Source organism: Neorhizobium sp. T25_27, assembly GCF_002968565.1.
GTDB lineage: Bacteria > Pseudomonadota > Alphaproteobacteria > Rhizobiales > Rhizobiaceae > Neorhizobium > Neorhizobium tomejilense.
Window position 1 is genome coordinate 635,486 of the sequence record NZ_PVBJ01000001.1, and the last position, 24,320, is coordinate 659,805.

At 62.4% G+C, this 24,320-nt stretch carries 17 protein-coding genes; 9 read left to right on the plus strand and 8 right to left on the minus strand.

From position 1 onward, the window contains the following. Positions 1-5 precede the first annotated feature (5 nt). Complete coding sequence (locus C5J24_RS03235; protein ID WP_245446500.1) at positions 6-1,148, minus strand: ROK family transcriptional regulator; 1,143 nt, start codon at positions 1,146-1,148, stop codon at positions 6-8. 136 nt (positions 1,149-1,284) lie between these two features. Between C5J24_RS03235 and C5J24_RS03240 the strand changes: the two genes are divergently transcribed. The 5 genes from C5J24_RS03240 to C5J24_RS03260 all read left to right on the plus strand — a co-directional run bounded on the left by C5J24_RS03240 (position 1,285) and on the right by C5J24_RS03260 (position 6,504). Then, a complete protein-coding gene (locus C5J24_RS03240) occupies positions 1,285-2,820 on the plus strand; it encodes an ABC transporter substrate-binding protein (RefSeq protein WP_105415564.1) in 1,536 nt (511 codons plus the stop codon). Between the two features lie 86 nt (positions 2,821-2,906). Continuing rightward, positions 2,907-3,827 (plus strand): ABC transporter permease, encoded by a 921-nt coding sequence (locus C5J24_RS03245; protein WP_105415566.1) that lies wholly within the window; start codon positions 2,907-2,909, stop codon positions 3,825-3,827. After that, positions 3,827-4,693: an ABC transporter permease gene (locus C5J24_RS03250; protein WP_105415567.1), complete on the plus strand. Its 867-nt coding sequence runs from the start codon at positions 3,827-3,829 to the stop codon at positions 4,691-4,693. The genes C5J24_RS03245 and C5J24_RS03250 overlap by 1 nt, the downstream gene beginning before the upstream one ends. Further along, entirely contained in the window at positions 4,690-5,709 is a 1,020-nt protein-coding gene (locus C5J24_RS03255) for an ROK family protein (protein WP_105415569.1), read from the plus strand. Before C5J24_RS03250 ends, C5J24_RS03255 begins: the two co-directional genes overlap by 4 nt. Before the next feature lie 57 nt (positions 5,710-5,766). Beyond that, positions 5,767-6,504: a copper homeostasis protein CutC gene (locus C5J24_RS03260; protein ID WP_105415571.1), complete on the plus strand. Its 738-nt coding sequence runs from the start codon at positions 5,767-5,769 to the stop codon at positions 6,502-6,504. 174 nt (positions 6,505-6,678) lie between these two features. On the opposite strand, the gene C5J24_RS03265 is transcribed toward C5J24_RS03260, so the two are convergent. The 5 genes from C5J24_RS03265 to C5J24_RS03285 all read right to left on the minus strand — a co-directional run bounded on the left by C5J24_RS03265 (position 6,679) and on the right by C5J24_RS03285 (position 11,269). After that, positions 6,679-7,329 (minus strand): helix-turn-helix domain-containing protein, encoded by a 651-nt coding sequence (locus C5J24_RS03265; protein ID WP_105415573.1) that lies wholly within the window; start codon positions 7,327-7,329, stop codon positions 6,679-6,681. 117 nt (positions 7,330-7,446) lie between these two features. Then, a complete protein-coding gene (locus tag C5J24_RS03270; protein WP_172723832.1) occupies positions 7,447-7,797 on the minus strand; it encodes a transcriptional regulator in 351 nt (116 codons plus the stop codon). A gap of 115 nt (positions 7,798-7,912) precedes the next feature. After that, a complete protein-coding gene (gene fixJ / locus C5J24_RS03275; protein ID WP_046667538.1) occupies positions 7,913-8,533 on the minus strand; it encodes a response regulator FixJ in 621 nt (206 codons plus the stop codon). After that, a complete protein-coding gene (locus C5J24_RS03280; RefSeq protein ID WP_105415576.1) occupies positions 8,520-10,037 on the minus strand; it encodes a PAS domain-containing sensor histidine kinase in 1,518 nt (505 codons plus the stop codon). The genes fixJ and C5J24_RS03280 overlap by 14 nt, the downstream gene beginning before the upstream one ends. Before the next feature lie 251 nt (positions 10,038-10,288). Then, positions 10,289-11,269: a tripartite tricarboxylate transporter substrate binding protein gene (locus C5J24_RS03285; RefSeq protein ID WP_105415578.1), complete on the minus strand. Its 981-nt coding sequence runs from the start codon at positions 11,267-11,269 to the stop codon at positions 10,289-10,291. Positions 11,270-11,426: 157 nt separating this feature from the next. Here C5J24_RS03285 and C5J24_RS03290 point away from each other — a divergent pair, with 157 nt between their 5' ends. From C5J24_RS03290 to C5J24_RS03300, 3 genes are all read left to right on the plus strand, one after another. Beyond that, positions 11,427-12,968 (plus strand): UbiD family decarboxylase, encoded by a 1,542-nt coding sequence (locus C5J24_RS03290; protein ID WP_105415580.1) that lies wholly within the window; start codon positions 11,427-11,429, stop codon positions 12,966-12,968. A gap of 217 nt (positions 12,969-13,185) precedes the next feature. Continuing rightward, positions 13,186-15,369: a bifunctional diguanylate cyclase/phosphodiesterase gene (locus C5J24_RS03295; RefSeq protein WP_105415582.1), complete on the plus strand. Its 2,184-nt coding sequence runs from the start codon at positions 13,186-13,188 to the stop codon at positions 15,367-15,369. A 174-nt stretch (positions 15,370-15,543) separates the two neighbouring features. Then, the gene (locus C5J24_RS03300; RefSeq protein WP_172723833.1) at positions 15,544-18,501 is read left to right on the plus strand and encodes a PAS domain-containing protein; all 2,958 of its coding nucleotides are present in this window, start codon (positions 15,544-15,546) and stop codon (positions 18,499-18,501) included. Between the two features lie 26 nt (positions 18,502-18,527). Here the strand turns inward: C5J24_RS03300 and C5J24_RS03305 are convergent, their stop codons facing one another. Together C5J24_RS03305 and C5J24_RS03310 are read right to left on the minus strand one after the other, a co-directional pair. Further along, on the minus strand, positions 18,528-19,013 hold the full coding sequence (locus tag C5J24_RS03305; RefSeq protein WP_105415586.1) for an MgtC/SapB family protein: 486 nt from the start codon (positions 19,011-19,013) through the stop codon (positions 18,528-18,530). Between the two features lie 96 nt (positions 19,014-19,109). Further along, positions 19,110-20,366, minus strand: coding sequence for an AGE family epimerase/isomerase (locus tag C5J24_RS03310; RefSeq protein WP_105416600.1), 1,257 nt, complete (start codon positions 20,364-20,366; stop codon positions 19,110-19,112). A 169-nt stretch (positions 20,367-20,535) separates the two neighbouring features. On the opposite strand from C5J24_RS03310, the gene metH reads away from it, so the two are divergent. Then, positions 20,536-24,309, plus strand: coding sequence for a methionine synthase (gene metH, locus C5J24_RS03315; protein ID WP_105416602.1), 3,774 nt, complete (start codon positions 20,536-20,538; stop codon positions 24,307-24,309). Positions 24,310-24,320 lie beyond the last annotated feature (11 nt).

The window sequence follows — 24,320 nt, forward strand, 5'->3', positions numbered from 1 at the left end:
AAACCTCAGTTTGAGTTGGGGCCGATCAAAAAGTTATGGGCTGCGATGCTGGCGGCACCTCGCGCCCAGACATCGCCATCGACACGCTTGATGCGGATCGGCGTCTGGCCGGCGTAACGCGGCAGCACGTTGGTTTCGATGGCCTGGTTGACCACCGTGCCGAACAGGCCGTCGAACGAGCCTTCGACATGGGTTATCAGGATCAGGCCGGGGTCGTTGATCTGGATGAGGTTGGCGATCGCCAGCCCGAGCGCCGAGCCGGCGCGGTGCAGGATGCGGATCGCGGCGGCGTTGCCGGTCGATGCCTCATATTCGATATCCGACAGCGAGGTGCATTCGAGGCCCTCGGCGCGCGACATTTCCTTGATCGCCTTCATGGAGGAGACGGTGTCGAGGCAGCCGCGCTTGCCGCAGCGACAGGGGGAACCGCCGGGCTCGATGGTGCAATGGGCGATCTCGCCGGCGCCGCCGTGATTGCCGCGATAGAGCTTGCCGTCGATGAAATGGGCGCAGCCGATGCCGTCGCCGAGCGAGACCACGCTGAAACTCTGGATTTCGCGAGCGCTGCCGAACAGCTTTTCGCTGACGGCGACCGCCTTTGCGTCGTTCTCGATGAAGGTCTCGACGCCGGAGCGCTGGCGGATGATCTTTGCGAGAGGTACGTCCTGCCAGCCAAGCAGGGTGGACTGCACGCAATTGGCCTGGGATTCGTCGACGAAGCCGGACAGGGCGACGCCGATGCCCGAGAGTTTTTCCTTGGCGTCCGGATGGGCTTCGAGAAGGCTCGGGAGGCCTTCGGTGATCGCTTCGGCGATGACATGCGGATCGCGCGACAGCGGCATCGACTGGCGGGCGATGATCTTGCCGTTGAGGTCGCTGAGGATCATCGGCGCCGGGTCTTCGAGCAACGAGATGCCGACGAAGAAGGCGCATTCCGGATGCAGGTCGAGCCTCACCGACGGCCGGCCCTGGCCGTAGACCGTCTCCGTCTCGTGCAGCACGCCGAGGTCGATCAGGTCGCGGGCAATGCCGCTCATTGCCGCTTTGCTGAAGCCCAGCAGGCTCGCCATCTCGGTCCGGCTGAGCGGGCCGGACTCGCTGATGACGCGCACAAGCTGGCGCTGGGAGGAGGTAAGCAGAGCGTTCAAGGCAGCTGTTTTCTGTTTGTGAAGGTGGGTTGACACTAAGTTCAGAAAATGAACAAATCAACGCCAATAAATTATAAAAATGATCTAAGGCGGCAACGGACCGCCCTCGTGTCAACAAAACCAAGGGTGAACGACCATGACCATGTTCCTGAAAAGTCGCCATTTCGCGCTCGCCTGCGCAGTTGCCGGCAGCCTCGTGTTTCCGATTGCGGCGAGTGCCGCGACGCTCAACGTGATGCAGACCGAAGCTCCGCGTTCCATGGATCCGGGCGACCAGACCGCGACCTATACCGCGGCCCTGCTCGACCCGATGTATGAAGGCCTCGTCAAGCGCGATCCCGATCTGTCGATGAAGCCCGCGCTCGCCACCGAATGGTCGGCAGACGCTTCCGGCCTGATCTGGACCTTCAAGCTGCGTCCGGGCGTAAAATTCCATGACGGCACGGCCTTCGATGCCGACGCCGTGGTCAAGAATTTTGCCCGCCACCTCGATACCAAGCGCGGCCTTGCCGCCAGCGGCCGGTTGCGCACCTTCCTCGAAGGTGTCACCGCCGTCGATCCGACGACCGTTCAGTTCAAGCTGAAGACGCAGTATCCGGCCTTCCTCGCGCTACTCACGACCGGTCCCTGCCTGATGGTCAGCCCGACCGCCGATGCCGCTGGCACGGTCGGCTCCAAGGCTGTCGGCACCGGCCCCTACAAGCTGCAGGAATACAAGTCCGGCGAATATGTGCTGCAGGCCAAGAATTCCGAATGGTGGGGCGGTGCGCCGAAGGGCGAAGACCAGATCAAGTGGACCTGGACCGGCGAGCCTTCGGTCATGAACATGGCCCTGCAGACGGGCGACGCCGATGTGATCAACCCGTTCCCGGCCGCCTTTGCCGCACAGGTCAAGGCAAACCCCGAGATGAAGCTCTCGACGACCGACGGGTCGGCCGTGTTCTGGGTCTCGCTCAACACCAAGTTGAAGCCGCTCGACGACGTCCGCGTCCGCCAGGCGCTGAACTATGCGACCGACCGGGAAGGCCTCGTCAAGGCGTTCATGAACGGTTATGCGACGCCGGCCAACTCGCCGCTCGCCCCGGTCACCCCCGGTTACGATAAGACGCTCAATCCCTATCCCTACAATATCGAGAAGGCCAAGCAGCTCCTGAAGGAGGCCGGTTATCCGGACGGTTTCGCGATGTCGACCATCGTGCAGGAGCAGGAATCGCGCATCGGCGAACTGCTGCAGGCGATGTGGGCGAAGGCCGGCGTCAAGCTGGACGTGCGCAAGATGGAAGGCGGCGTCTGGTCGAAGGCGGCTTTCCAGGATCCGGCCGGCAAGGAGAAGGACAATATCGGTTCGTCGATCGCTTCATGGTCTTCCGGTGTCAACGGTGCCGACCTGCAGTTCCGCCCGCTCTACTACACGAAGAGCGCGTCGCCCGCCGGCGCCAACCTCGGCTTCTTCTCCGATGCCAAGCTCGATGAGTTGATCGACAAGGCCGCTTCGACGCTCGACGAAAAGGCGCGTAACGCGATCTATGTCGATGCCCAGAGACAAGTGAACGACCAGGCTCCGCATGTTCTGCTTTATACCAAGCAGGACCTGTTTGCGACGCGCGCCAGCGTGAAGGGTGCCTGGGTAATCCCGGGCGGCCTTATCGTCGTCAAGGATGCCAAGAAGTAATATCAACAGTACGGCGGATGGAGAAATCCGTCCGCCGTTTCCTTTTATGAACATGGGGCCGGAAAAACGGGCTCCAGGACAGGCGCATGAAAGCCTATATCCTCAAGAAATTGCTGGCTCTGCCGCTGATCCTGGTCGGCGTTTCGCTGCTGGTCTTCGTGGCGATCCGCGCGCTGCCGGGCGATCCGGCGCGGCTGATGGCTGGACCCGAGGCGACCCAGGAGGCGGTCGACAACATGACCGTCCGGCTCGGCCTCGACCGCAGCCTGCCGGCGCAATACGCCTCGTTTGCCTATGGGGCGGTGAGGGGTGATCTCGGCACCTCGATCAAGTCGAAGTTGCCGGTCGTTGCCGAAATCGGCGAACGCCTGCCGTTCACGATCGGGCTGGCGATCACCGCCTATCTGATCGCCATCGGCATCGGCGTGCCGGCCGGGATGATCGCGGCGATCTACCGGCATGGCTGGCCGGACCAGTTCGTGATGATTCTTGCGATTGCCGGCGCCTCGATCGCCAATTTCTGGCTGGCGCTGATGGCGATGAATACGTTTTCCGTGCATCTTGGCTGGCTGCCGCTGCTCGGCGCCAGCTCGTGGAAAAGCTTCATCCTGCCGTCGATCACGCTTGCCGTGCTGCCGACGGCCGTCATCGCCCGCATGACGCGCTCCAGCATGATCGAGGTGATGAGCCAGGATTATATCCGCACGGCTTACGCCAAGGGCGTGGCGCCCAGCAAGATCTACTGGAGCCATGCGCTGCGCAACGCGCTCATCCCGATCATCACCATCGTCGGATTGAATTTCGGCAGCCTGATGGGCGGCGCTGTCGTGACCGAATCCGTCTTCAACTGGCCGGGTATCGGACGGTTTCTGGTCGATGCAGTGCGCTACCGGGATTATCCCGTCATCCAGGGCGTGACGCTGGTCGCGGTCACCGGCGTAGTGATGATGAATTTTCTCGCCGAGCTGCTGATCGCCGTCCTCAACCCGAAGATAAGGTTCGACTGATGGCGTCCGTTGACACCGATATCGCATCGCGGCGCCCGGCCGTTCTGCGGGGACTGCGCTGGATGGCGACCCATCGCAGCATCACGCTGGGTAGCCTGTTGATCGGCATCATCGTGCTCGCCGCGATCTTCGCGCCGTTGATCGCATCCGCCGACCCTTACATGCAGGACCTGTTGGCGACCATGGAGCCGCCGTCGCTGGCGCATCCATTCGGCACCGATGACAACGGTCGCGACATCTTCGCCCGGGTCATCTTCGGGGCGCGCATCTCACTGCTTGAAGTGGTCCTGGCCGTCGGGCTGGCGGTGCTGGTCGGCGTGCCGCTCGGCATCCTGTCGGGCATGAGCGGCCGTTATGTCGACCAGGCGATCATGTGGACGATGGACATCCTGTTTGCCTTTCCGGGCATCGTGCTCGCCATCCTGATCGTCAGCGTGCTCGGCACCAGCCTGATCAATCTTTTGGTCGCCATTGCCATTTTCTCCGTGCCGGTCTACGCCCGGCTCAGCCGAAACCTGACGCTGGGCCTGAAGCGCATGGATTATGTCGAAGCCGCCTTCTCGCTCGGCATCTCGCGCCGCCGGATCATGAGCCATTATATCCTGCGCAACGCGATCGGGCCGATCATCGTGCAGTCGACGCTGACCGCCGGCACGGTCATCCTGTCGGCCGCAAGCCTGTCGTTCCTCGGCCTCGGCGCCCAGCCGCCGCTTCCCGAGTGGGGCGCGATGATGAGCGACGGCCGCAACTATCTCGGCCTCAACATCTGGATGTCGCTGTTTCCGGGTCTGGCGATTATGATCACCGTGCTCGGCTTCAACATTCTCGGCGATGGTCTTCGCGACCTTCTGGATCCGCGCAAATGAGCATCGCCGCCACACCCCGCACGACAGGCCAGCCGGCAATTGACAGCGTGGGGCCGGCAAAACCGGTCTTCTGCGTCGATATCGGTGGGTCGTTCATGAAATTCGCGGTCTCGCCGGCGCCGGGCGCGCTTGTTCCGCTCGACAAGGTTGCGACGCCCGCTGCCAATTGGGACGATCTTGCGGCCTCCCTCGCGACGCTTATCGAGCGCAATGCGCAGGCGGGTGATCCGGCTTCGCCGCTGGCGCTGTCGATTGCCGGTCTCATCGATCCCAGAAGCGGCATCGCGACCTCGGCCAATATACCCTGCATTACCGGGCGGCGGATCGGCGACGAACTGTCTGCCATCCTCGGACGGCCGGTGCTGGCCGCAAACGATGCGGACTGTCTGACGCTTGCCGAGGCTAACGAGGGGGTAGGGCGAGGCCATGCGGTCGTCTTCTGCGCCATCATGGGTACCGGCATCGGCGGCGGGCTTGCGATTGATGGGCGGCTGGTGCGCGGGGCCGGCGGGGTCACCGGCGAGTGGGGCCATGGCCCGATCCTCAACACGACGGTCGAGATCGGCGGCGAGACGCTGCATATCCCGCGCTTCTCCTGCGGCTGTGGCCAGTCCGGCTGCGTCGACACGATCGGCGGGGCACGCGGCATCGAGCGGCTGCATCATTTCCTGCATGGCTGCGAGGAGACCAGCTACCGGATACTCGAGGACTGGCAGGCGGACGAGGCGAGGGCGGCAAGGACCGTCGCCGTCTATCTCGAACTGATCGCCGATCCGCTGGCGCTGTCGGTCAATGTCACCGGCGCCTCGATCGTGCCGGTCGGCGGCGGGCTTGCCTCGGTCACGCCCCTCATCGATGCGCTCGACCGGGCGGTGCGCAAGCGTATCCTCAACCGCCTCGATCACCCGCTGGTGACACCGGCGCTCCGGCTGGAGGATGGCGGGCTGGTAGGGGCCGCCGTGCTCGGCCATCAAAGCGCCGGCTACGGTCGCGAGAGTGCCGTTCAAGGTCATTAAAGCGCCTTTCAGCGGCGCCTGCTGTTACAAGAGTGCCGGTCGTCAAGGAGACTGATCCTGTCCATCCTGCTCGAAGTCTGCGTCGATAGTCCCGAAGGTCTGGCGGCTGCCATCGCCGGCGGCGCAAACCGCATCGAACTCTGCGCGGCACTCGATGTCGGCGGACTGACGCCGCCGCCGGGCATGATCGCGCTTGCCGCCAAGGCGCCGGTCCCGGTCTATGCGATCATCCGGCCCCGCGCTGGCAGCTTCGTCTACGACGTCGACAACGAGGCAGCGATGATGGCCGATATCGATGCGGTTCGGGCGGCGGGCCTTGCAGGCGTGGTGATTGGCGCGAGCCGGCCGGACATGACACTCGACATGGGCTTGCTCAAGCGGCTGATAGAGCATGCGCGGGGGCTGGGCGTGACGCTTCACCGCGCCTTCGATCTGGTGCCCGATCCGTTCGAGGCCCTGGAACAGGCGGTCGCACTCGGCGTCGAACGCATCCTGACCTCCGGCCTCAAGGTCAATGGGCCGGACGGGACCGAGATGTTGAAGATGCTGGTGGAGCGGGCGGGGGACAGGGTGTCGATCATGCCCGGCGGCGGCATCAATCTGTCGACCGTCGAACGGGTGGTTCGCGAAACCGGCGTGCACGAGGTCCACAGTTCCTGCCGCCGGACCGTCGGAAGCAAGGACGAGCGCGCCATTGCCTTCGGTTTCCAGGCGCCTGTTTCCTATGAGACGAGCAGCGAGATCGTCCGGCAGATGCGCAGTTTGCTCGATGAATTGGAAGTGGCGCGGGACTGATGCTCAGGTGTCTGCCGATCGGCAGGCACGACTTTGCGGCAGGCCGCCGGGGGACGACGACCTGCCGCTCAGCAGTGAGGGAGGATATTACGAAATTGAGGAGATAGGCACTTCCATTCTCAGCGGACGGCCGCCACCGTCCGCTCATGCACTGCTATGCACTTTCATTCACTGTCATGCGCAGAGGCTGCGGAGTGCTTCGTGCTTTTTGATCTCGATGCAACGAATGCTCCGCAGTTTGATAAGGCCGGCCGCACGGAGTTTTGCGAAAACGCGCGACACCGTTTCGATCGTCAGGCCTAAATAGTCGGCTATATCAAGCCGGGTCATGGGTATGTCGAAATATTCGAGCCCGCCCTGGCGTTCCGCCATGTCGACGAGGAAGCCGGCGATCCGTTCCACCGCCGTCTGGCGGCCGATCATCATGATATGTTCCTGGGCGCGCAGCATGCCGCGCAGCGCCAAAGAAAGCAGTTCCGGCAAGGCCTGGTCGTTGGTGGCCCGGTTGATGGCGCGCAAGCCCGTCGGGGCGATGGCTTCCGCAAAGAAACTATGGGTCCGGTCGGCCTCGAACCCGAAGGTTTCCCCAGCCAGATGGAAGGCGATGACCTGCCTCCTTCCGTCCGACAACAGGCGGTGGATCCGCACGGCACCGAATTCGACGTGATAGAATGTACCTGCCTTGTCGCCGGGAGCGTAGATTTCGGCACCGGCATTGAAGGTCGTCACGGTATTGGCCCGGAAGAGACCCGCGGCCTGGGGTGCGATCACGATCTGGCTCTTGGTGAGCTCCAACTTCGTGGCATGAGCGGCTGCGGTGTGCATGTTCACGTCTCCCCTTGCTGTAGTCTCAAGATGACAGAAGACGTGCAGGGGAAAAATTGGGTTGTATCACTAGGGGGATTTACGTAGGGGCGGGCGGCAGGACAGCTTCGATCCGGCTCAGGCCGTGAGCGCAAGGTTCTTGACGAGACCCAGAAGATCGGCGCCGTTGAACGGCTTGGCGAGGCTCAGGACCGGGCCGATCTCGCCTTCGATGGGTGGAGACATGCCGTCGGTGAGCAGGATCACCGCCTGGCCCGACTGGAGCAGGCGCTGCAGGATATCGCTCGAGGAGCGCAGCACCTGGTCGTCAATGATCATGCAAAGCGTCGGGCCGAGGATGGCGGCGCTCTTGCGCCAGGATTCATGGGCCTCGACCCGGTAGCCCTCTACCTCGAGTGCGAATGTCAACGACTGCCTGAGACCGAGATCGGGCGCGATGACGACTATGCTTCTCGCTTGTGATAACACCAAACTTCCCGCGCGGGTGGGGGCAGCCGGAGAGCCGCTCAAATCAGACATCTAGGGCCTGCGTGGGGAGTGGCGCTTTGCGATAGATCAAGAAATTCCAATATTTTTGCGCCGTTCAATTGGGACCGAAACCGGCGGCGATCGCCATGCGAACGAGCTGTGGCAGGCTTTTCGCCTTCATCTTGGCCATCACGTTGGCGCGGTGCACCTCGACGGTGCGGGGGCTTATGTCTAGATCGTAGGCGATCGACTTGTTCGGCAGACCGGCAACCACGGCCGCCAGCACCTGCCTCTCCCGGTCGCTCAGGCTTTCAAGCCGCGTCTGAACCTCTGCCAGGTCGTCCGTATCGAGCATTTTATCCGACAGCAGCTCGGCCGCCCGCTGGATCGCTTCGATGATAACCGTGTCGCCGAACGGTTTTTCGATGAAGTCGACGGCGCCTGCCTTCATCGCCTCCACCGCCATCGGCACGTCGCCGTGGCCGGTGATGACGATCGAAGGAATGCCGGTCCGGCTGGTTGTCAGCTTGCGGATCAGTTCGACGCCGGTCATGTCCGGCATCCTGAGGTCGGTCACCAAAACGCCGTTTCGCACGCTCGGCGCGAACTGCAGGAAGGACGAGGCGGTTTCATGCATGCGCACGGCAAAGCCGTTCATGGTCAGCATGAAGGCAAGGGACTTTCTGACCGGCTCCTCGTCGTCGACGATATGGATCGTGTAGTCACCCGTCTGCATTTTCGCGTTCCTCCTTGTCGATCGGGAGTGTGAAACGGAACGTCGCTCCTCCGGCCTCATTGCGCGTCACCGTCATCTCGCCGCCATGCGCTTCGACGATGCGCTTGGAAATCGAAAGCCCTATCCCCATGCCGCCGGCCTTGGTGGTGACGAAGGGTTTGAAAAGCTGCCCGGCGATCTCTTCGGGAATGCCGGGGCCGGTATCCTGGACGATCACCTGGATCATGTCTTCGTCCTCCTGGAGGGTGCGGATGACCAGTTCCCGTCGCGGGCTGTCGCGCATCGCCTCGATGGCGTTGCGCATCAGGTTAGTGAGCACCTGCTGGACCTGAATGCGGTCGGCGGTGACCATTTCCGGTCCTGGTGCGAACTCGAAAACCGCCCGGACACCTTTTTCGCGCGAGCCGACCAGCGCCAGGGCGCCGGCTTCTTCTACCAGGCGCCGGATGTTTTCCGGCGCCTTTTCGGTCTCGCCCTTGGTCACGAATTCCCGGAGGTGCTTGATGATCCGGCCTGCCCTCAGCGACTGATGCGCCGTTTCTTCCAGCGCTTCGCGCATGCGCACCGCCACGGCTTCGTCCATGTCGCGCAGAAGGCGTGCGCAACCATGCACATAGTTGGCGATCGCCGAAAGGGGCTGGTTCAGTTCGTGGGCGAGGGTGGATGCCATTTCACCCATTTCATTAAGGCGGGCGAGCCGTGCGAGCTCTCCCTGGATCTCCTGCAGGCGTGCGGCCGATTCCTCGCGTTCGGTCAGGTCGCGCACGAAGCCGGTGAAGAAGGTTTCCCCGCCGGTATGGGTCTCGCCGACAGCAAGCTTCATCGGGAAGGTCGAGCCGTCCTTGCGCCGCCCGACGACCACGCGGTCCATGCCGATGATCCGCTTCTCGCCGGTCCTCAGATACCTTTCCATGTAACCGTCGTGTTCGCGGCGGTAGGGTTCCGGCATCAGCATGCGCAGGTTCTGGCCGACCACCTCTTCTTCGCTGTAGCCGAACTGGCGGATTGCAGCGGCGTTGAAGGAAACGATCGTCCCGTCCCTTGTGCTGACGATGCTGGCATCGAGAACGGTGTCGAGGACGGAGCGAAGATGGGCTTCGCGGGAATCAGCTCTCGCCTGGGCTTTCCCGATCGCCTTGCGGGCGGAGTGAAGGATTTCGCCGAGCAGCGCGATCACCACGCCAATGAAGCTGAGCATGGCCATTTCCGAAAAAACGGCTCCCCGCGGCGTCAACTCCTTGATGATGTAGCCTGCCAGAACGGAAAGGGCCACCGCGAAAAGCGAGGCCCGCAGGCCACCGATAAGGGCGGCAACCAGGATCGGCGGAATGAAGAACGTGAAAGGTGCCCTTTCGTCGAGGACGCCATGCAGCGAAATGCGCAGCCCGAACGCGATCAGCACGCCGACGGTCGCAATGACATAAACCTCGGCGGGGGAAAACCGACGGCTCAAGAAAGACTGAATATAGTCATCCTTCCTTTCGGCGATCGTCTTGGAAGCCATGATGCCTACCCGAATCCGATCGTCTGGAGGAGAAACGCAATTCCTTTGTGCATCTGAAACCTGACAGCCTATCCTTGAAACCGTTCTAGCATGCGCGCGGATGCGGCGTCCAACGGCGGAAGCGGTTGTAGGTTAAAAAGCATATACTTTTGCGCGTTTATTTGTGCCGACCTGCGGGCGGGTGCCGACACGAATGAAGCGGCGACGGTGCGCCGCTTCCGGCCATGCAAAGAACCGTGAGGCCAAAGGGTTCACTGCTGCGGGATGTTGGCGACCTTGACGTAGCCGGCCCAGGCCGCGACCTCCTTCTTGAGGTATTCCTGGCCTTCTTCCGGCGTCGAGACGAACACGTCGCCGCCCTGGTCGGTCACGAACTTCCTGACCTCTTCCTGACCGAGGACCTGCCTGGTCCAGCCATTGATCTTGTTGACGATATCCTTCGGGGTCGCCGAGGGGACCATCATCGCGAACCAGCCGACCTGGTCCATCGGATAGCCGGCTTCGGTCATGGTCGGAACGTCGGGAGCGCCCGGAATGCGCTTCGCGGAGCTGACGGCCAGCAGGCGGTAGCGGCCTTCGCGGAGCTGCGACAGGGAGAAGACCGGATCCTGGGCGGCAAAGGCCATGGCACCGCTCATGATGTCGTTCACGGAATCGGCGCTGCTCTTATAGGCGACCTCGACCGTTTCGAGGCCGGCTTCCTGTTTGTAGATGGCTGCCAGCACCTTGCCCGACGTGTTGTTGACGGCATAGCTCGCGTTCGAACCTTCCTTCTTCAGGTATTCGGTCAGTTCCTTCATGGCCTTGATCGGGCTCGATACCGGAACGGCGATCATGTGCGGCTGCTTGTTGACGGTGGCCGCGACCTGCAGGTCCTTCACCACGTCGAAGGGCGGCGTCTTGAACATGTGCATGTTGCCGGCAACGGCGCTGCCGGTGTGGAAGAAGATCGTGTAGCCGTCCGGCTTGGAGCGCGTGACGTACTGTCCGGCAATGTTGCCGCCGGCGCCGGGCTTGTTTTCGACGATGATGGTGGCGCCCGAGACCTTGGCTATCTTCTCGGCGAAAAAGCGGACGATAACGTCGGCGCCGCTGCCGGCCGGGAACGCGCAGATCATGCTGATGGTCTGATTTGGATAATCCGCCTGGGCCGCGGCCGGCGAAAGACCGAGGGCGCTACCGGCAACGGCGACCGATGCGGCAAGCATGAAACGACGAGTGACAGTCTGCATGAATTCCTCCCATGGATGACCAGGTCTCGCAGTCGACGCCGGTCGGCCACACCTCCCCGATGCGACCTGATACAACATTGTATAATTATATTTGATTTAATCAACTGTTCTGGCTAAAAACCGTCCTACGCAGAAACGCGTTTTCGGGAGAGGAAGAATGACCGCCAATACGACAACTCAATCCGCCGCCGCGCTTGATCTCGACCGTTTCCGGTTGAAGAATTTCGTCGAGAGCCTGAGCGCCGACGAGCTCGAGATCCGCGAGGAGAAGGTCGATCTGGCCGATGTCGCGGCGATCCTTCAGAACAACCCGAAGGCCGTCTGGTTCAAAAATGCAGGTCCCGAAGGCCAGCAGCTGATCGGCAACGTGGTCGGCAGCCGCTCCCGTCTCGCAAAGGCTTTCGGCGTGCCCGCCGGCGACGTGGCGCTCGAGATGCGCCGCCGCCTGTCGCTGAAGCCGGAACTGGTGAAGCTTTCCGGTGACGAAGCGCCCGTGCAGCAGGTCGTGCTGTCCGGCGCTGACGCCGATCTCCTCAAGCTGCCGGTCCACGTGCAGCACGCGCTCGATGGCGCGCCCTACATTTCCGCGACGATCGACTATACGATCGACCCGAAGGACGGCCGCTACAATTGCGGTATGCGCCGGCTGATGTTGCGCGGCCCGCAGGAAGCGGGCGTCGATCTGATTGCGCCGAGCGACCTGCGCGTCATGTACATGGCCGCTTCCGACCGCGGCGAGCGGCTGAACGTTGCCTATGTGGTCGGCTGCCATCCAATCGACATGGTGTCGGCCACCATGAAGGAGCCGGTCGACGAACTGGAATTGATCTCCTCTCTTCGCGGGGCACCGCTGCCGGTCGTCAAATGCGTCACCAACGACATCATGGTCCCGGCAGACGCGGAAATGGTCATCGAAGGCTATTTCGACGAGCGCGGTTACGTGGAGAAGGAAGGACCCTACGGCGAATATCTTGGCTATTACGGCGTCGTGAAGACCAATCCGGTCTTCCATGTCACCGCCATCACCCACCGCAGTGACGCGCTGTTCCAGACCGCGACCATCAGCGGCAATCGCATGGATTTCACCGATACCTCCAACCTTGAAGCGCTGCGTATGGAGATGAACGTCTGGAAGACGCTCCGCGACGTCGTGCGCCAGCCGGTCGCCGTCTATGCGCCGGTCGCCGCCGGCGGCTCGATGAGCATGCGCTTCTCCATCCGCCAGACCTATCCGGGCGAGGCCCGTTCGGCACTCTATGCGGTTCTCGGCGCCGTCGGCGTCAAGAACGTCTTCGTCGTCGATCCGGATATCGACATCTTCGACGACAGCCAGATGGAATGGGCATTTGGTACCCGCTTCCAGGCCGACCGGGATCTGGTGATCGCCACCGGCGTCCGGCTGTCGCCGCTCGATCCGTCGCTTCACGGCTCCCGCTCCGGCGCCAAGGCCGGCTACGACCTGACCTGGCCGATGCAGCATGCCCAGAGCTGGGAGCTCGTCACGCCGCAGGCTCCGTCCTATCCCGGCAATCGGTTCCCGTCGCTCGAAGCGGCTTTGAAGGATGGCGCCAAACATTTCGAGGAGTTGATGGCCGCCGTCGGCAGCCGCGATGGCCGCGAGGTCGTCCGCGAACTCGACACCTTCCGCTCCAAGGGGCTGGAGCGCGACGAGCGCGGCCGTTACTATCTTCCCCGATAGGATGATCCATTTCGGGACATTGTGCCTTACCGAAGCAGCCTTCCGGATGTAAATCCGGGAGGTTTTTCATTTTAAGTCGAGAAAGCCCTCTTACATCGGGCCGAACGGGCGAGGACCCCGTCAAACACCATTCATTTCTTGGGGGCGCCCCGTTATGCTTTCTCTAATGGATGGATTTCTATGGTAGTCCTACTACCCGCCCTCCTCTGGAGCAGAGATGTCTTACGCCGACAGCATCGATATTGCGGAGCGCAGACGGCTCGACGCTCTGGCGAACTACCGCATTGCGGGCTCCGGGCCTGAAAACCGCTTCGACCGAATCTGCCGTTTTGCCTCCGAGCTTTTTTCCACGCGCATGGCTTTCGTGACGCTGATCGAAGAGGATCGGCAATGGTTCAAGGCCTGTTCGGGTCTCGATATCCAGGAGACCGACCGATCCGAATCCTTTTGTGATCACACGATCCGCACGGACGATGTTCTGGTGGTGTCCGACGCCCGGCTCGATGCGCGGTTCTCCGGCCTGCCGATCGTCACCGGCGAACCATTCATCCGGTTTTATGCCGGTGCGCCGCTGATCTCGCCGGACGGTTTCCGGCTCGGAGCGCTGTGCATCGCCGATACGCAGGTGCGAGAAAGTTTCTCCGAGCGGGAAAGGCGAACGCTCGCCGGCCTTGCCGCCATGGTCATGGAGCACATGGAATTGCGTCGGGAGGGCATACCGCAGGCGACGGCTGCCAACTTTGCGGATGCCACCGATCTCTCGCTGATTACCGTCGATCCCACCGGCCGCGTCGAGTTCGTCAACCAGGCGGCGCTCGATATGTTCGGTTTCAGCCGGGAGGAGATGGTCGGCGGCTCGCTCGACCTTATCGTGCCCGAACGGTTCCGAGCCGCTCACAATGCCGGTCTCGCGCGCGTGGCCGCGGGCGGCAGTTCCATGCTCAAGGGCAAGACCGTCGAGATTTCGGCATGCCGCAAGGACGGCTCGGAGTTCCCGGTCGAGATGGCGCTTTCGATCTGGCACGATCAGCGCGGCGTCGGCGTGGGCGCCATCATCAAGGACATATCCGAACGCCGCGACCGCGACGTCCGGCTCCTGAGGCTGGCAAGCCAGGATACGCTCACCGGCTTGTGCAACCGGCCTCGTTTCGAAGACCTTTTGCGCGAGGAATTGGCGCGCAACCGGCCGCTCGCCGTGCTGCTGTTCGACCTTGATGGGTTCAAGGACGTCAACGATCGCCTGGGGCACGGCATCGGCGATTCCCTGCTGCAGGCGATCGGTGTCAGATTGCCGGCCGTCCTCGACCGTAACGTCACGGTCTCCCGGTTTGGCGGCGACGAGTTTGCCATTCTCATTCCCGGAACCGGGGATCCTCTCGTCGCCCAGAAAACCGCAAATGCGGTCATTGAGGCTTTCAAGATACCGTTCGAGGTTGCCGGGCACACGTTCCGCGTCGGGGCGAGCGTCGGCTTTTCGCTTGCGCCGAACCATGGTTCCGATTCCGAGGAGCTCATCGCCAGTGCCGACTTCGCGCTCTACCGGGCCAAGCAGGCCGGCGGCCGGGTCGTGCGCATGTTCGAACAGTCGATGCGCAACGAAACCCTGGCGAAGCGAATGCTGCGGGACGAATTGCTGCGGGCGCTGAACAAGAACGAGTTGGTGCTGCACTACCAGCCGCAGGTGACGCTCGACACCGGGGAGGTATTCGGCGTCGAGGCGCTCATCCGCTGGCAGCATCCGGAGCGCGGGCTCCTGTCGCCGGCGGCCTTTCTCCCGGCTCTGGAGCAGAGTTCGATCGCACTCGACGTGGGCTTCTGGGTGCTGGACGAAGCGGGCCGCCAGATGGCCGCCTGGGATGCGGCGGGGTATCCACCGATCAAGATGGGCATCAATCTGTTTCCAGCGCAGGTCCGGGCCGGCGATCTGGCGCGCAGCGTCGTGGACCTGATCGCACGCTACGCGCTCGATCCGCGTTTCCTCGAGATCGAGATCACCGAAACGGTCACGCTCAACGACGACGACCAGTCGCTCGAATCGATTCAGGCGCTGCGCGAACTCGGCGTCGGCATCGCCTTCGACGATTTCGGCACCGGCTATGCCTCGCTCGGCTCGCTGCAGCGCTATCCGCTAACGACGCTCAAGATCGACATGGGGTTCGTGCGCGATCTCCTGACCAAGCCGCGCGATGCCGCCATTACCCGGGCGCTGATCGCGCTCAGCAGGGAACTGGGGTTGAAGACGATTGCCGAAGGCATCGAGACCGAGGAGCAGGAGGCGGCGCTTCGCCTGATGGGCTGCGAGGCGGGGCAGGGCTATCGTTACGGCAAGGCGATGCCGGCCGATGAGGTCGCCCGGCTTTTCGTCCAACCGGTGGAAAGGCAGCGGATCCGGATCAAGTAATCCGGCCTGATGCCGCACAGGGCGGTGCCGGAACCGCGAGCAAAATCGGGGCGTTAGATGTCTTTTAGCGTATTGCGATAATCCCGTGGGAGATTTCCTGACCCCTCCTGATTTCAATTGTCAATATTAGCGGAAGCCCTATAACCTGTGATGCATTGGCATCAGGGACGGCGCATGTTCAGACTGACGGAGCTTTCCGAAATCGATCTGAATCAGTTGTTTAATCTCTCACCCAATCCCTATGTCATACTCGACCGGGAATTGCGGCTTGTCGGAATGAACGACGCTTATCTGGCGGTGACGGGGCGCAGCCGTGAAGAGCTTGTCGACCGTACCATGTTCGATGCGTTTCCAAGCGAACCGGATTCTGTCCCGGGCCGGCTGCTGCGCCAGTCCTTCGCCAAGGTCCTCTCCACCGCCGAGGTGGATCACCTGCCGCTCATCCCCTATCCGATCCCAGGTCCCGATGGAGAGCTCGAGGATCGTTACTGGAGCGCAACCCATACGCCGATCAAGGACGAGGCGGGGCGGCTGATCTTCATCCTGCAGCATACGGTGGACGTGACCGAACTTCACCTGCTGCGCAGCCGATCCGCGGGAGACGGCGTCCTCAAGGTCCATACGGATCTGATGCGCCGGGCCGATGCGGTCCAGGGGCAGAATGCCGCGCTCGGCGAGGAGCGGGAATATCTGCGCATGCTGTTCGAACAGGCGCCCGGCTTCATTGCCGTGCTGCGTGGCCCGGAGCATATTTTCTCGATCGTCAACAGGTCGTACCGGACGATTGTCGGCCGCGAGGACCTGATCGGCAAGACTGTGCGCGAGGCTTTGCCGGATGTCGCCAGCCAGGGTGTCTACGAGCTGCTCGACGAGGTTTACCGGACCGGTACGCCCTATAGCGCCTATGGCGCGCGCGTCGTTTTCCAGTCCTCCGAAAACGCTGAGCCGGAAGAACGCTTTCTCGATTTCGTCTATCAGCCGATCCGCGATCACGACGGGATGGTCGATGGCATTTTCGTGCAGGGCCAGGACGTCACGGAGCTTCGCCGTGCACAGGAGGCGGCCCGCGAAAACGAGGACCGTTTCAGGACGCTTGCCCAGTCCTTGCCGACACATGTATGGACGGCGACGCCGGATGGCCGGATGCAATGGTGCAACGACCAGATCTTCACCTATAGCGGCCTGGAGTCCTTCTATTTCGACAGGGAGCGGCGCTCCGAGATGCTCCATCCGGACGATTCGCCCCGGATTGCCGCCGCTTGGGGCGAGGCCTTGCGCACCGGAAGCCGGCTGGAGACGGAAATACGTCTTCGCCGCCACGACGGCGTCTATCGCTGGTTCATCAGCCGCGCGGTGCCGATCAAGAATGCCGAGGGCGAGATCACCCTCTGGGTTGCCACCAATACCGATATCGATGAGCAGAAGAAGACAGAATCGGAGCTTTCCAGCCTCGCCGAAACCCTCGGCCACCGCGTCGAGGAAAGAACGATCGAGCTCGAGCGGACGCAGGAAGTGCTTCGCCAGAGCCAGAAGATGGAGGCGATCGGCAATCTCGCAGGGGGCATCGCCCACGATTTCAACAATCTCCTGCAGGTGATCACCGGCAATCTCCAGCTTCTCGGCCGGGAATTCGCGGGCAACGAAGTGGCCGAAAGGCGGTTGAACAGCGCGCTTGCAGGGGCTTCGCGCGGCGCCCGGCTTGCCTCGCAGCTTCTCGCCTTCGGCCGCCGCCAGCCGCTTTCGCCGAAGGTGATCAATCTGAGCCGCCTGATCCGCGAGATGGATCATCTCCTGAGGCGCAGCCTCGGCGAGGCGATCGAGATCGACACGATCGTCGGCGGCGGGCTTTGGAATACGCTTGTTGATCCGAGCAATGTCGAGAATGCGCTCCTCAACCTCGCGATCAATGCACGCGATGCGATGAACGGGCAGGGCAAGCTGACGATCGAACTCGGTAACGCCTATCTCGACGACGAATATGCGCGCCACACGTTCGACATCGAGTCGGGCCAATACGTGATGCTCGCGGTCACCGATACCGGTACGGGCATGACGGCCGACATTCTGAGCAAGGTCTTCGACCCGTTCTTCACCACCAAGCCGGAGGGCAAGGGCACAGGGCTCGGCCTGTCGATGGTCTACGGCTTCGTCAAGCAGTCTGGCGGCCATATCCGGATCTACAGCGAGCCGGGAAACGGCACCACGGTGCGGATATATCTTCCGCGATCGATGGAGGACGAGGATGTGGTCGCCGAAAATACCGGTGGCGCTGCCCTCGGCGGAAACGAGACGATCCTGGTCGTCGAGGACGACGAAGCGGTGCGGGAAATCACCGTCAGCCTGCTTGCGGAACTGGGGTACCGGGTCCTGCGGGCCAAGGATGCCGACAGCGGGCTTGCGATCATCGAAAGCGGCGTGCCGATCGACTGCCTGTTCACGGACGTGGTGATGCCGGGGCGGCTGAAGAGCAGCGATCTCGCCAAAAGGGCCAAGGAGCGGCTGCCGCATCTCGGCGTGCTGTTCACCTCGGGCTACACCGAAAATTCGATCGTCCATGGTGGGCGGCTCGACCCGGGCGTCAATCTCCTGAGCAAGCCCTATACGCGGGAGGCGCTCGCCCGAAAAATCCGCCAGGTGATCGATCAGAGCCGGCAGGCTCCACAGCCGCGCTTGCCGGAAAGTCCTTCCGAGGCAAGTTTGGCCGATGCAAGTTTGGCCGAGGCAGCTTCGGCCAAGCCTGCCGTCGAACAACCATCGGCGCCGGATCTGCCGATCTCCGTTCTGCTGGTGGAGGACGAGGCGCTGATCCGCATCTCGACCGCCGATTTCCTGCAGGATGCGGGCATGACCGTGATCGAGGCCGGATCGGCTGCCGAAGCGCTTGCCGCGGCGGGCAGCGATCCGATCGACATCCTCGTCACCGACGTCCATCTGCCTGAAATGAGCGGCTTGCAGCTCGCCTTGAAATTGCGAGAAACGGTTGCCGACCTGCCGGTGATTTTCGCGACCGGCGACCGCAACGTGCCGGGATCGGAGACGCTCGGCAATACCGCGCTGATTACCAAGCCCTATGATTACGAGCTGCTGACGACCCGCATTCGGGCAATGGTGACGCCGCGCTCGGGCGGGTGATCCGCACTATCTCCGGTGCCTTGCCGCTATTCGTCTTTCAAGCCCGCGGCCACTTCGGTCTTGCGCAGCAGCCAGAGGACGATGATGCCGGCGCCGGTCGCCGTCACCGCGACGATCCACATGCCGAGTCCGACGCAAAGGCCGATCGCGCCAGACAGCCACATGCTGGCGCCGGTGGTCAGGCCCTTCACATCGCCTCGCATCTGGAAGACGACGCCGGCGGCCAGAAAAGCGATGCCGGCGGTAACGGCCTCGATGAGACGGATCGGGTCGATTTGGACCGTATCGGGGCGGTTTCCGAATTCATGCATGATCTGCAGGCCGGCGAGGGTGAACACGGCGGATGCGAGGCCGATCAGCATGTTGGTGCGCAGGCCGGCGGAATTGTTGCGGAACTCGCGTTCCAGGCCGATCAAGCCGCAGAGGAGTGTTGCGCCGATCAGCCTCACCAGAAGCACTTCGATCGCAACGGGCGCCTCGTGCGAAAACTCTTCCGCGAGAACGTTGAGCATGGTTCACCATATCCCGATGTTACAACTATGTGACACGGGAAACTGATGCAGGCATGGATGGTTCCGTCACCGCTGGGTGACGTTGAGTGGCATGCTTCAGATACGCCCCTCGGCCTCGACGATGACCTTCGTCAGACTGCCGTTTGCCGGGAATAGCGGAATGAGGCAGGCCTGCAGGGCATGGTAGATATCGCCCTTGCCGGGGAAGAGGGTGTGGGCCGGGACGAGATCCTCGGTCAGTTCCTCGTGCCAGCCGCCGTTTTTGTGATCGATGAAACGGTTGGCGATCGTACCCCAGATCCGCCGATAGCTGTCCTCGTAGAAATCGTCGGCCGGCAGGTGCTCGTTGAGGAAATGCGCGGCACCGGCTGCCTCGCACATCGGCCACCAGAGCTTGTTGGTCTTGGCGGGTTTGTCGTTCCAGTCGAGCGTGTAGAAGAAGCCGCCCTTCTCCTTGTCCCAACCCAGTGACATGGACTGGATAAACAGCGATTTCGCCGCATCCGGCATCCAGCCGTGTTTCTTGTCCCCGAGTGTCCAGAGCTGCAGCAGGAGGCGCGACCATTCCAGCCAATGGCCCGGCGTGGTGCCGGCGGGGCGGAACATTTCGTCAGGGTGATAATAGTCCTTGTCGATCGTCCATTCCGGATCGAAATGTTCGGCGACCCGGAACCCGACGCTGCCGGCGGAGCGGCGGATGACGAGGTCGGCGATGCTTTCCGCCTTGTCGAGATAGGCCTTCTCGCCGGTCGCTTCGAAAGCGGCCATCAGCGCTTCGGTGAGGTGCATGTTGGAATTCTGGCCGCGATAGCTGCCACCGTCGATCGGCGACCAGTCGCGGGCGAATTCTTCCGCGATCGCGCCGTGGCGCGGTTCCCAGAACCTGGTTTCCAGAACCTCGCTTATGTCGGCAAGCATCTGGTCGGCGAGAGGGTGGCCGGCGACCTTGGCCGAGGAGGCGGCGAGTAGCACGAAGGCGTGGCCGTAACCCTGCTTGGCCGAATCGGCTGCGCCGTCATCGTTGACCTGCCAGAAATAACCGCCATATTCGCTATCGCGATGGCGCTCCCAGAGAGTGCGCATGCCGTGGTCGATGATATCGCCGGAGCCTGGCCGGCCGAGCAGGTAGCCGATCGAGAAACAATGGACCATACGCGCCGAGGCATGGATGCCCCGCGTCGGATTGGCGCCGCCGAGGGCCAAGCCCTGGTCGTCGAGATCGAAGAAGCCGCCCTTTGGGTTCATCGCCCGGTACTGGAAAAAATCGAAGAGCCCGTCGGCCTCGTTCAGGAGCCAGCGACGATGATAGGGAAGGCTCGCCCACTTGGCTTCTGTCTGACCGGTGTCGCTCATGAAAACCTCGGAATCGCTACGGCGGCGCATTGGGATCAGAACGCCTATAACGCCCGGCCGGTTTCATGTCATCGACTATTCTATATCGCACGACATGCTGGTTATATATTGACATAAACATATCTTTATGCGGTTATTGAGCCATCCGGAAATGATGAAGGGCAGTGCCATGTTCGACGAACTCTTTGGTCCCGAAGCCGCCGCTCGCGATGGCGCGGAGATTCTCTCGGCACTCAAGGCCGCGGCTCGTGAGCGCATCCTCATCCTCGACGGTGCGATGGGCACCGAAATCCAGGGCCTGGGTTTTGACGAAAGCCATTTCCGCGGCGAGCGATTTGCCGGATGCGCCTGCCACCAGCAGGGCAACAACGACCTTCTGATTCTCTCGCAGCCGCAGGCGGTCGAGGAAATCCATTATCGCTACGCCAAGGCCGGCGCCGATATCATCGAAACCAATACATTCTCCTCGACCCGCATCGCCCAGGCCGACTATCAGATGGAGAACGCGGTCTACGACCTGAACCGTGACGGCGCGCGGCTGGCCCGGCGAGCGGCGCTGAGGGCGCAGAAGGAAGACGGTCGCCGCCGTTTCGTGGCCGGCGCCATCGGCCCGACCAACCGCACGGCCTCGATTTCTCCCGACGTCAACAATCCCGGTTACCGGGCGGTGACATTCGACGATCTTCGCATCGCTTACGGCGAACAGCTCGACGGCCTGATCGACGGCGGCGCCGATATCATCCTGATCGAGACGATCTTCGATACGCTCAACGCCAAGGCGGCGATATTCGCCTGCGCCGAGCGTTTCGAGGCAAAGGGCATCCGCCTGCCGGTGATGATCTCCGGCACGATCACCGATCTTTCCGGCCGCACGCTGTCCGGCCAGACGCCGTCGGCCTTCTGGTCCTCAATCCGTCATTCGAAGCCCTTCACCGTCGGCCTCAACTGCGCGCTCGGCGCCGATGCAATGCGGCCGCACCTGCAGGAACTCTCGGGCGTCGCCGACACGTTCATCTCCGCCTATCCGAATGCCGGCCTGCCAAATTCGTTCGGCGGTTACGACGAATCGCCGGACGACATGGCTCGCCAGATCGAAGGGTTTGCGGCGGAAGGCCTGGTCAACGTCGTCGGCGGCTGCTGCGGATCGACGCCGGAGCATATCCGCGCGATTGCCGAGGCAGTCGCGCCGCACAAGCCGCGCGAAGTGCCGGAACACCGGCCGTTCATGTCGCTTGCGGGCCTCGAACCCTTCGAGTTCACCAAGGACGTGCCATTCGTCAATGTCGGCGAGCGCACCAACGTCACCGGTTCGGCCAAATTCCGCAAGCTGATCACCGCCGGCGATTTTACCGCAGCGCTGGCGATTGCCCGCGACCAGGTGGAAAACGGCGCCTCGGTCATCGACATCAACATGGACGAGGGCCTGATCGATTCGCAGCGAGCGATGGTCGAATTCGTCAACCTGATCGCCGCAGAGCCGGATATCGCCCGGGTGCCGATCATGCTCGACTCGTCCAAGTTCGAGATCATGGAAGCGGGCCTGAAATGCGTGCAGGGCAAGCCGGTCGTCAACTCGATCTCGATGAAGGAGGGCGAGGAGAAGTTCATCGCCCAGGCCAAGCTACTGCGCAATTACGGCGCGGCCGTCGTGGTCATGGCCTTCGACGAACAGGGCCAGGCCGATACCTACGAGCGCAAGGTGGCGATCTGCGAACGTGCCTACAAGCTTTTGACCGAAGAGGCGGATTTCCCGCCGGAAGACATCATCTTCGACCCGAACATCTTTGCGGTCGCCACGGGTATCGAAGAGCATAACAGCTACGGTCTCGCCTTCATCCAGGCGACGAAGACCATCCGCGAGCGCATGCCGCTCGTGCATATTTCAGGCGGCGTCTCCAACCTGTCCTTCTCGTTCCGCGGCAACGAGCCGGTGCGCGAGGCAATGCATGCGGTGTTCCTCTACCACGCCATCCAGGCGGGCATGGACATGGGCATCGTCAATGCCGGCCAGCTGGCGATCTACGAGAACATCGATCCGGATCTGCGCGAGGCCTGCGAGGACGTCGTCCTCAACCGCCGCGACGACGCGACCGAACGGATGCTGGATATCGCCGAACGTTATCGTGGGACCGGGGCCAAGGAAGCCAAGGAGAGAGATCTCGCTTGGCGCGAATGGCCGGTGGAGAAGCGCCTTTCGCATGCGCTCGTCAACGGCATCAACGAGTTCATCGAGGGCGATACCGAAGAGGCGCGCCAGAATGCGGAGCGGCCTCTGCATGTGATCGAGGGCCCGCTGATGGCCGGCATGAACGTGGTCGGCGACCTGTTCGGCTCGGGCAAGATGTTCCTGCCGCAGGTGGTGAAATCCGCCCGCGTCATGAAGCAGGCCGTCGCCGTCCTTCTGCCCTACATGGAAGAGGAAAAGCGTCTCAACGGCGGCGACCAGAAAAAGTCCGCCGGCAAGGTGCTGATGGCGACCGTCAAGGGCGACGTCCATGATATCGGCAAGAACATCGTCGGGGTCGTGCTCGCCTGCAACAATTACGAGATCATCGATCTCGGCGTGATGGTGCCGGCGACCAAGATCCTGGAAACGGCGATTGCCGAAAAGGTCGATATCATCGGGCTTTCCGGCCTGATCACTCCGTCGCTCGACGAGATGGCGCATGTGGCTTCGGAAATGGAGCGCCAGGGTTTCGACATTCCGCTGCTGATCGGCGGCGCGACGACCAGCCGCGTGCACACCGCGGTCAAGATCCACCCGCGCTACAATCGCGGCCAGGCGATCTATGTGACGGATGCCAGCCGCGCGGTCGGCGTGGTGTCCGCGCTTCTATCCGAAGACGGAAAATCGAACTATATCAGCACGGTACAGGCGGAATATGCCAAGGTTGCCGCCGCACATGCTCGCTCGGAGGCGGAAAAGACACGCCTGCCGATCGCGCGTGCGCGCGCCAATGCCGAAAAGATTGATTGGTCGTCCTATCAGCCCAAGAAGCCGCAGTTCACCGGCACAAAAGTGTTCGAGACCTACGATCTGGCGGAATTGGCGAAATACATCGACTGGACCCCGTTCTTCCAGACATGGGAGCTGAAGGGACGTTTCCCGGCGATCCTCCAAGACGAGAAGCAGGGCGAGGCGGCACGCCAGCTTTATGCGGACGCCCAGGCGATGCTCGACAAGATCATTACGGAAAAATGGTTCCGGCCGCGGGCGGTGATCGGCTTCTGGCCGGCCAATACGGTGGGAGACGATATTCGCGTCTACACGGATGAAAGCCGCAACGAAGAACTCGCGACCTTCTTCACGCTGCGACAGCAGCTTTCAAAGCGGGATGGCCGCCCGAACGTGGCGTTGTCGGACTTCGTCGCACCCGTCGCGACCGGCCTGGAAGACTATGTCGGCGGTTTCGTCGTCACGGCCGGCATCGAGGAAGTGGCGATCGCCGAGCGGTTCGAACGGGCGAACGACGATTATTCCTCGATCCTCGTCAAGGCGCTTGCCGACCGCTTCGCGGAAGCCTTCGCCGAATGCATGCACGAGCAGGTCCGCAAGGAATTCTGGGGTTATGCGGCCGACGAGACGTTCTCGGCGGAAGAGTTGATCACCGAGGCCTATCACGGCATCCGCCCGGCGCCCGGTTATCCGGCCCAGCCCGACCATACGGAAAAGGCGACGCTGTTCCGGCTGCTCGACGCGGAAGAGGCGACCGGCGTCGTCTTGACGGAAAGCTACGCGATGTGGCCCGGCTCGTCGGTCTCCGGCCTCTATATCGGCCATCCGGCATCCTATTATTTCGGCGTCGCCAAGATCGAGCGCGACCAGGTCGAGGACTATGCCAAGCGCAAGGGAATGTCGGTCGAGGAAGTGGAGCGCTGGCTCGGGCCGGTCCTCAACTACGTGCCGGCGTCCGGCCAGGATGCGGTCGACGACGCGGCCTGAGATGGCTCAAA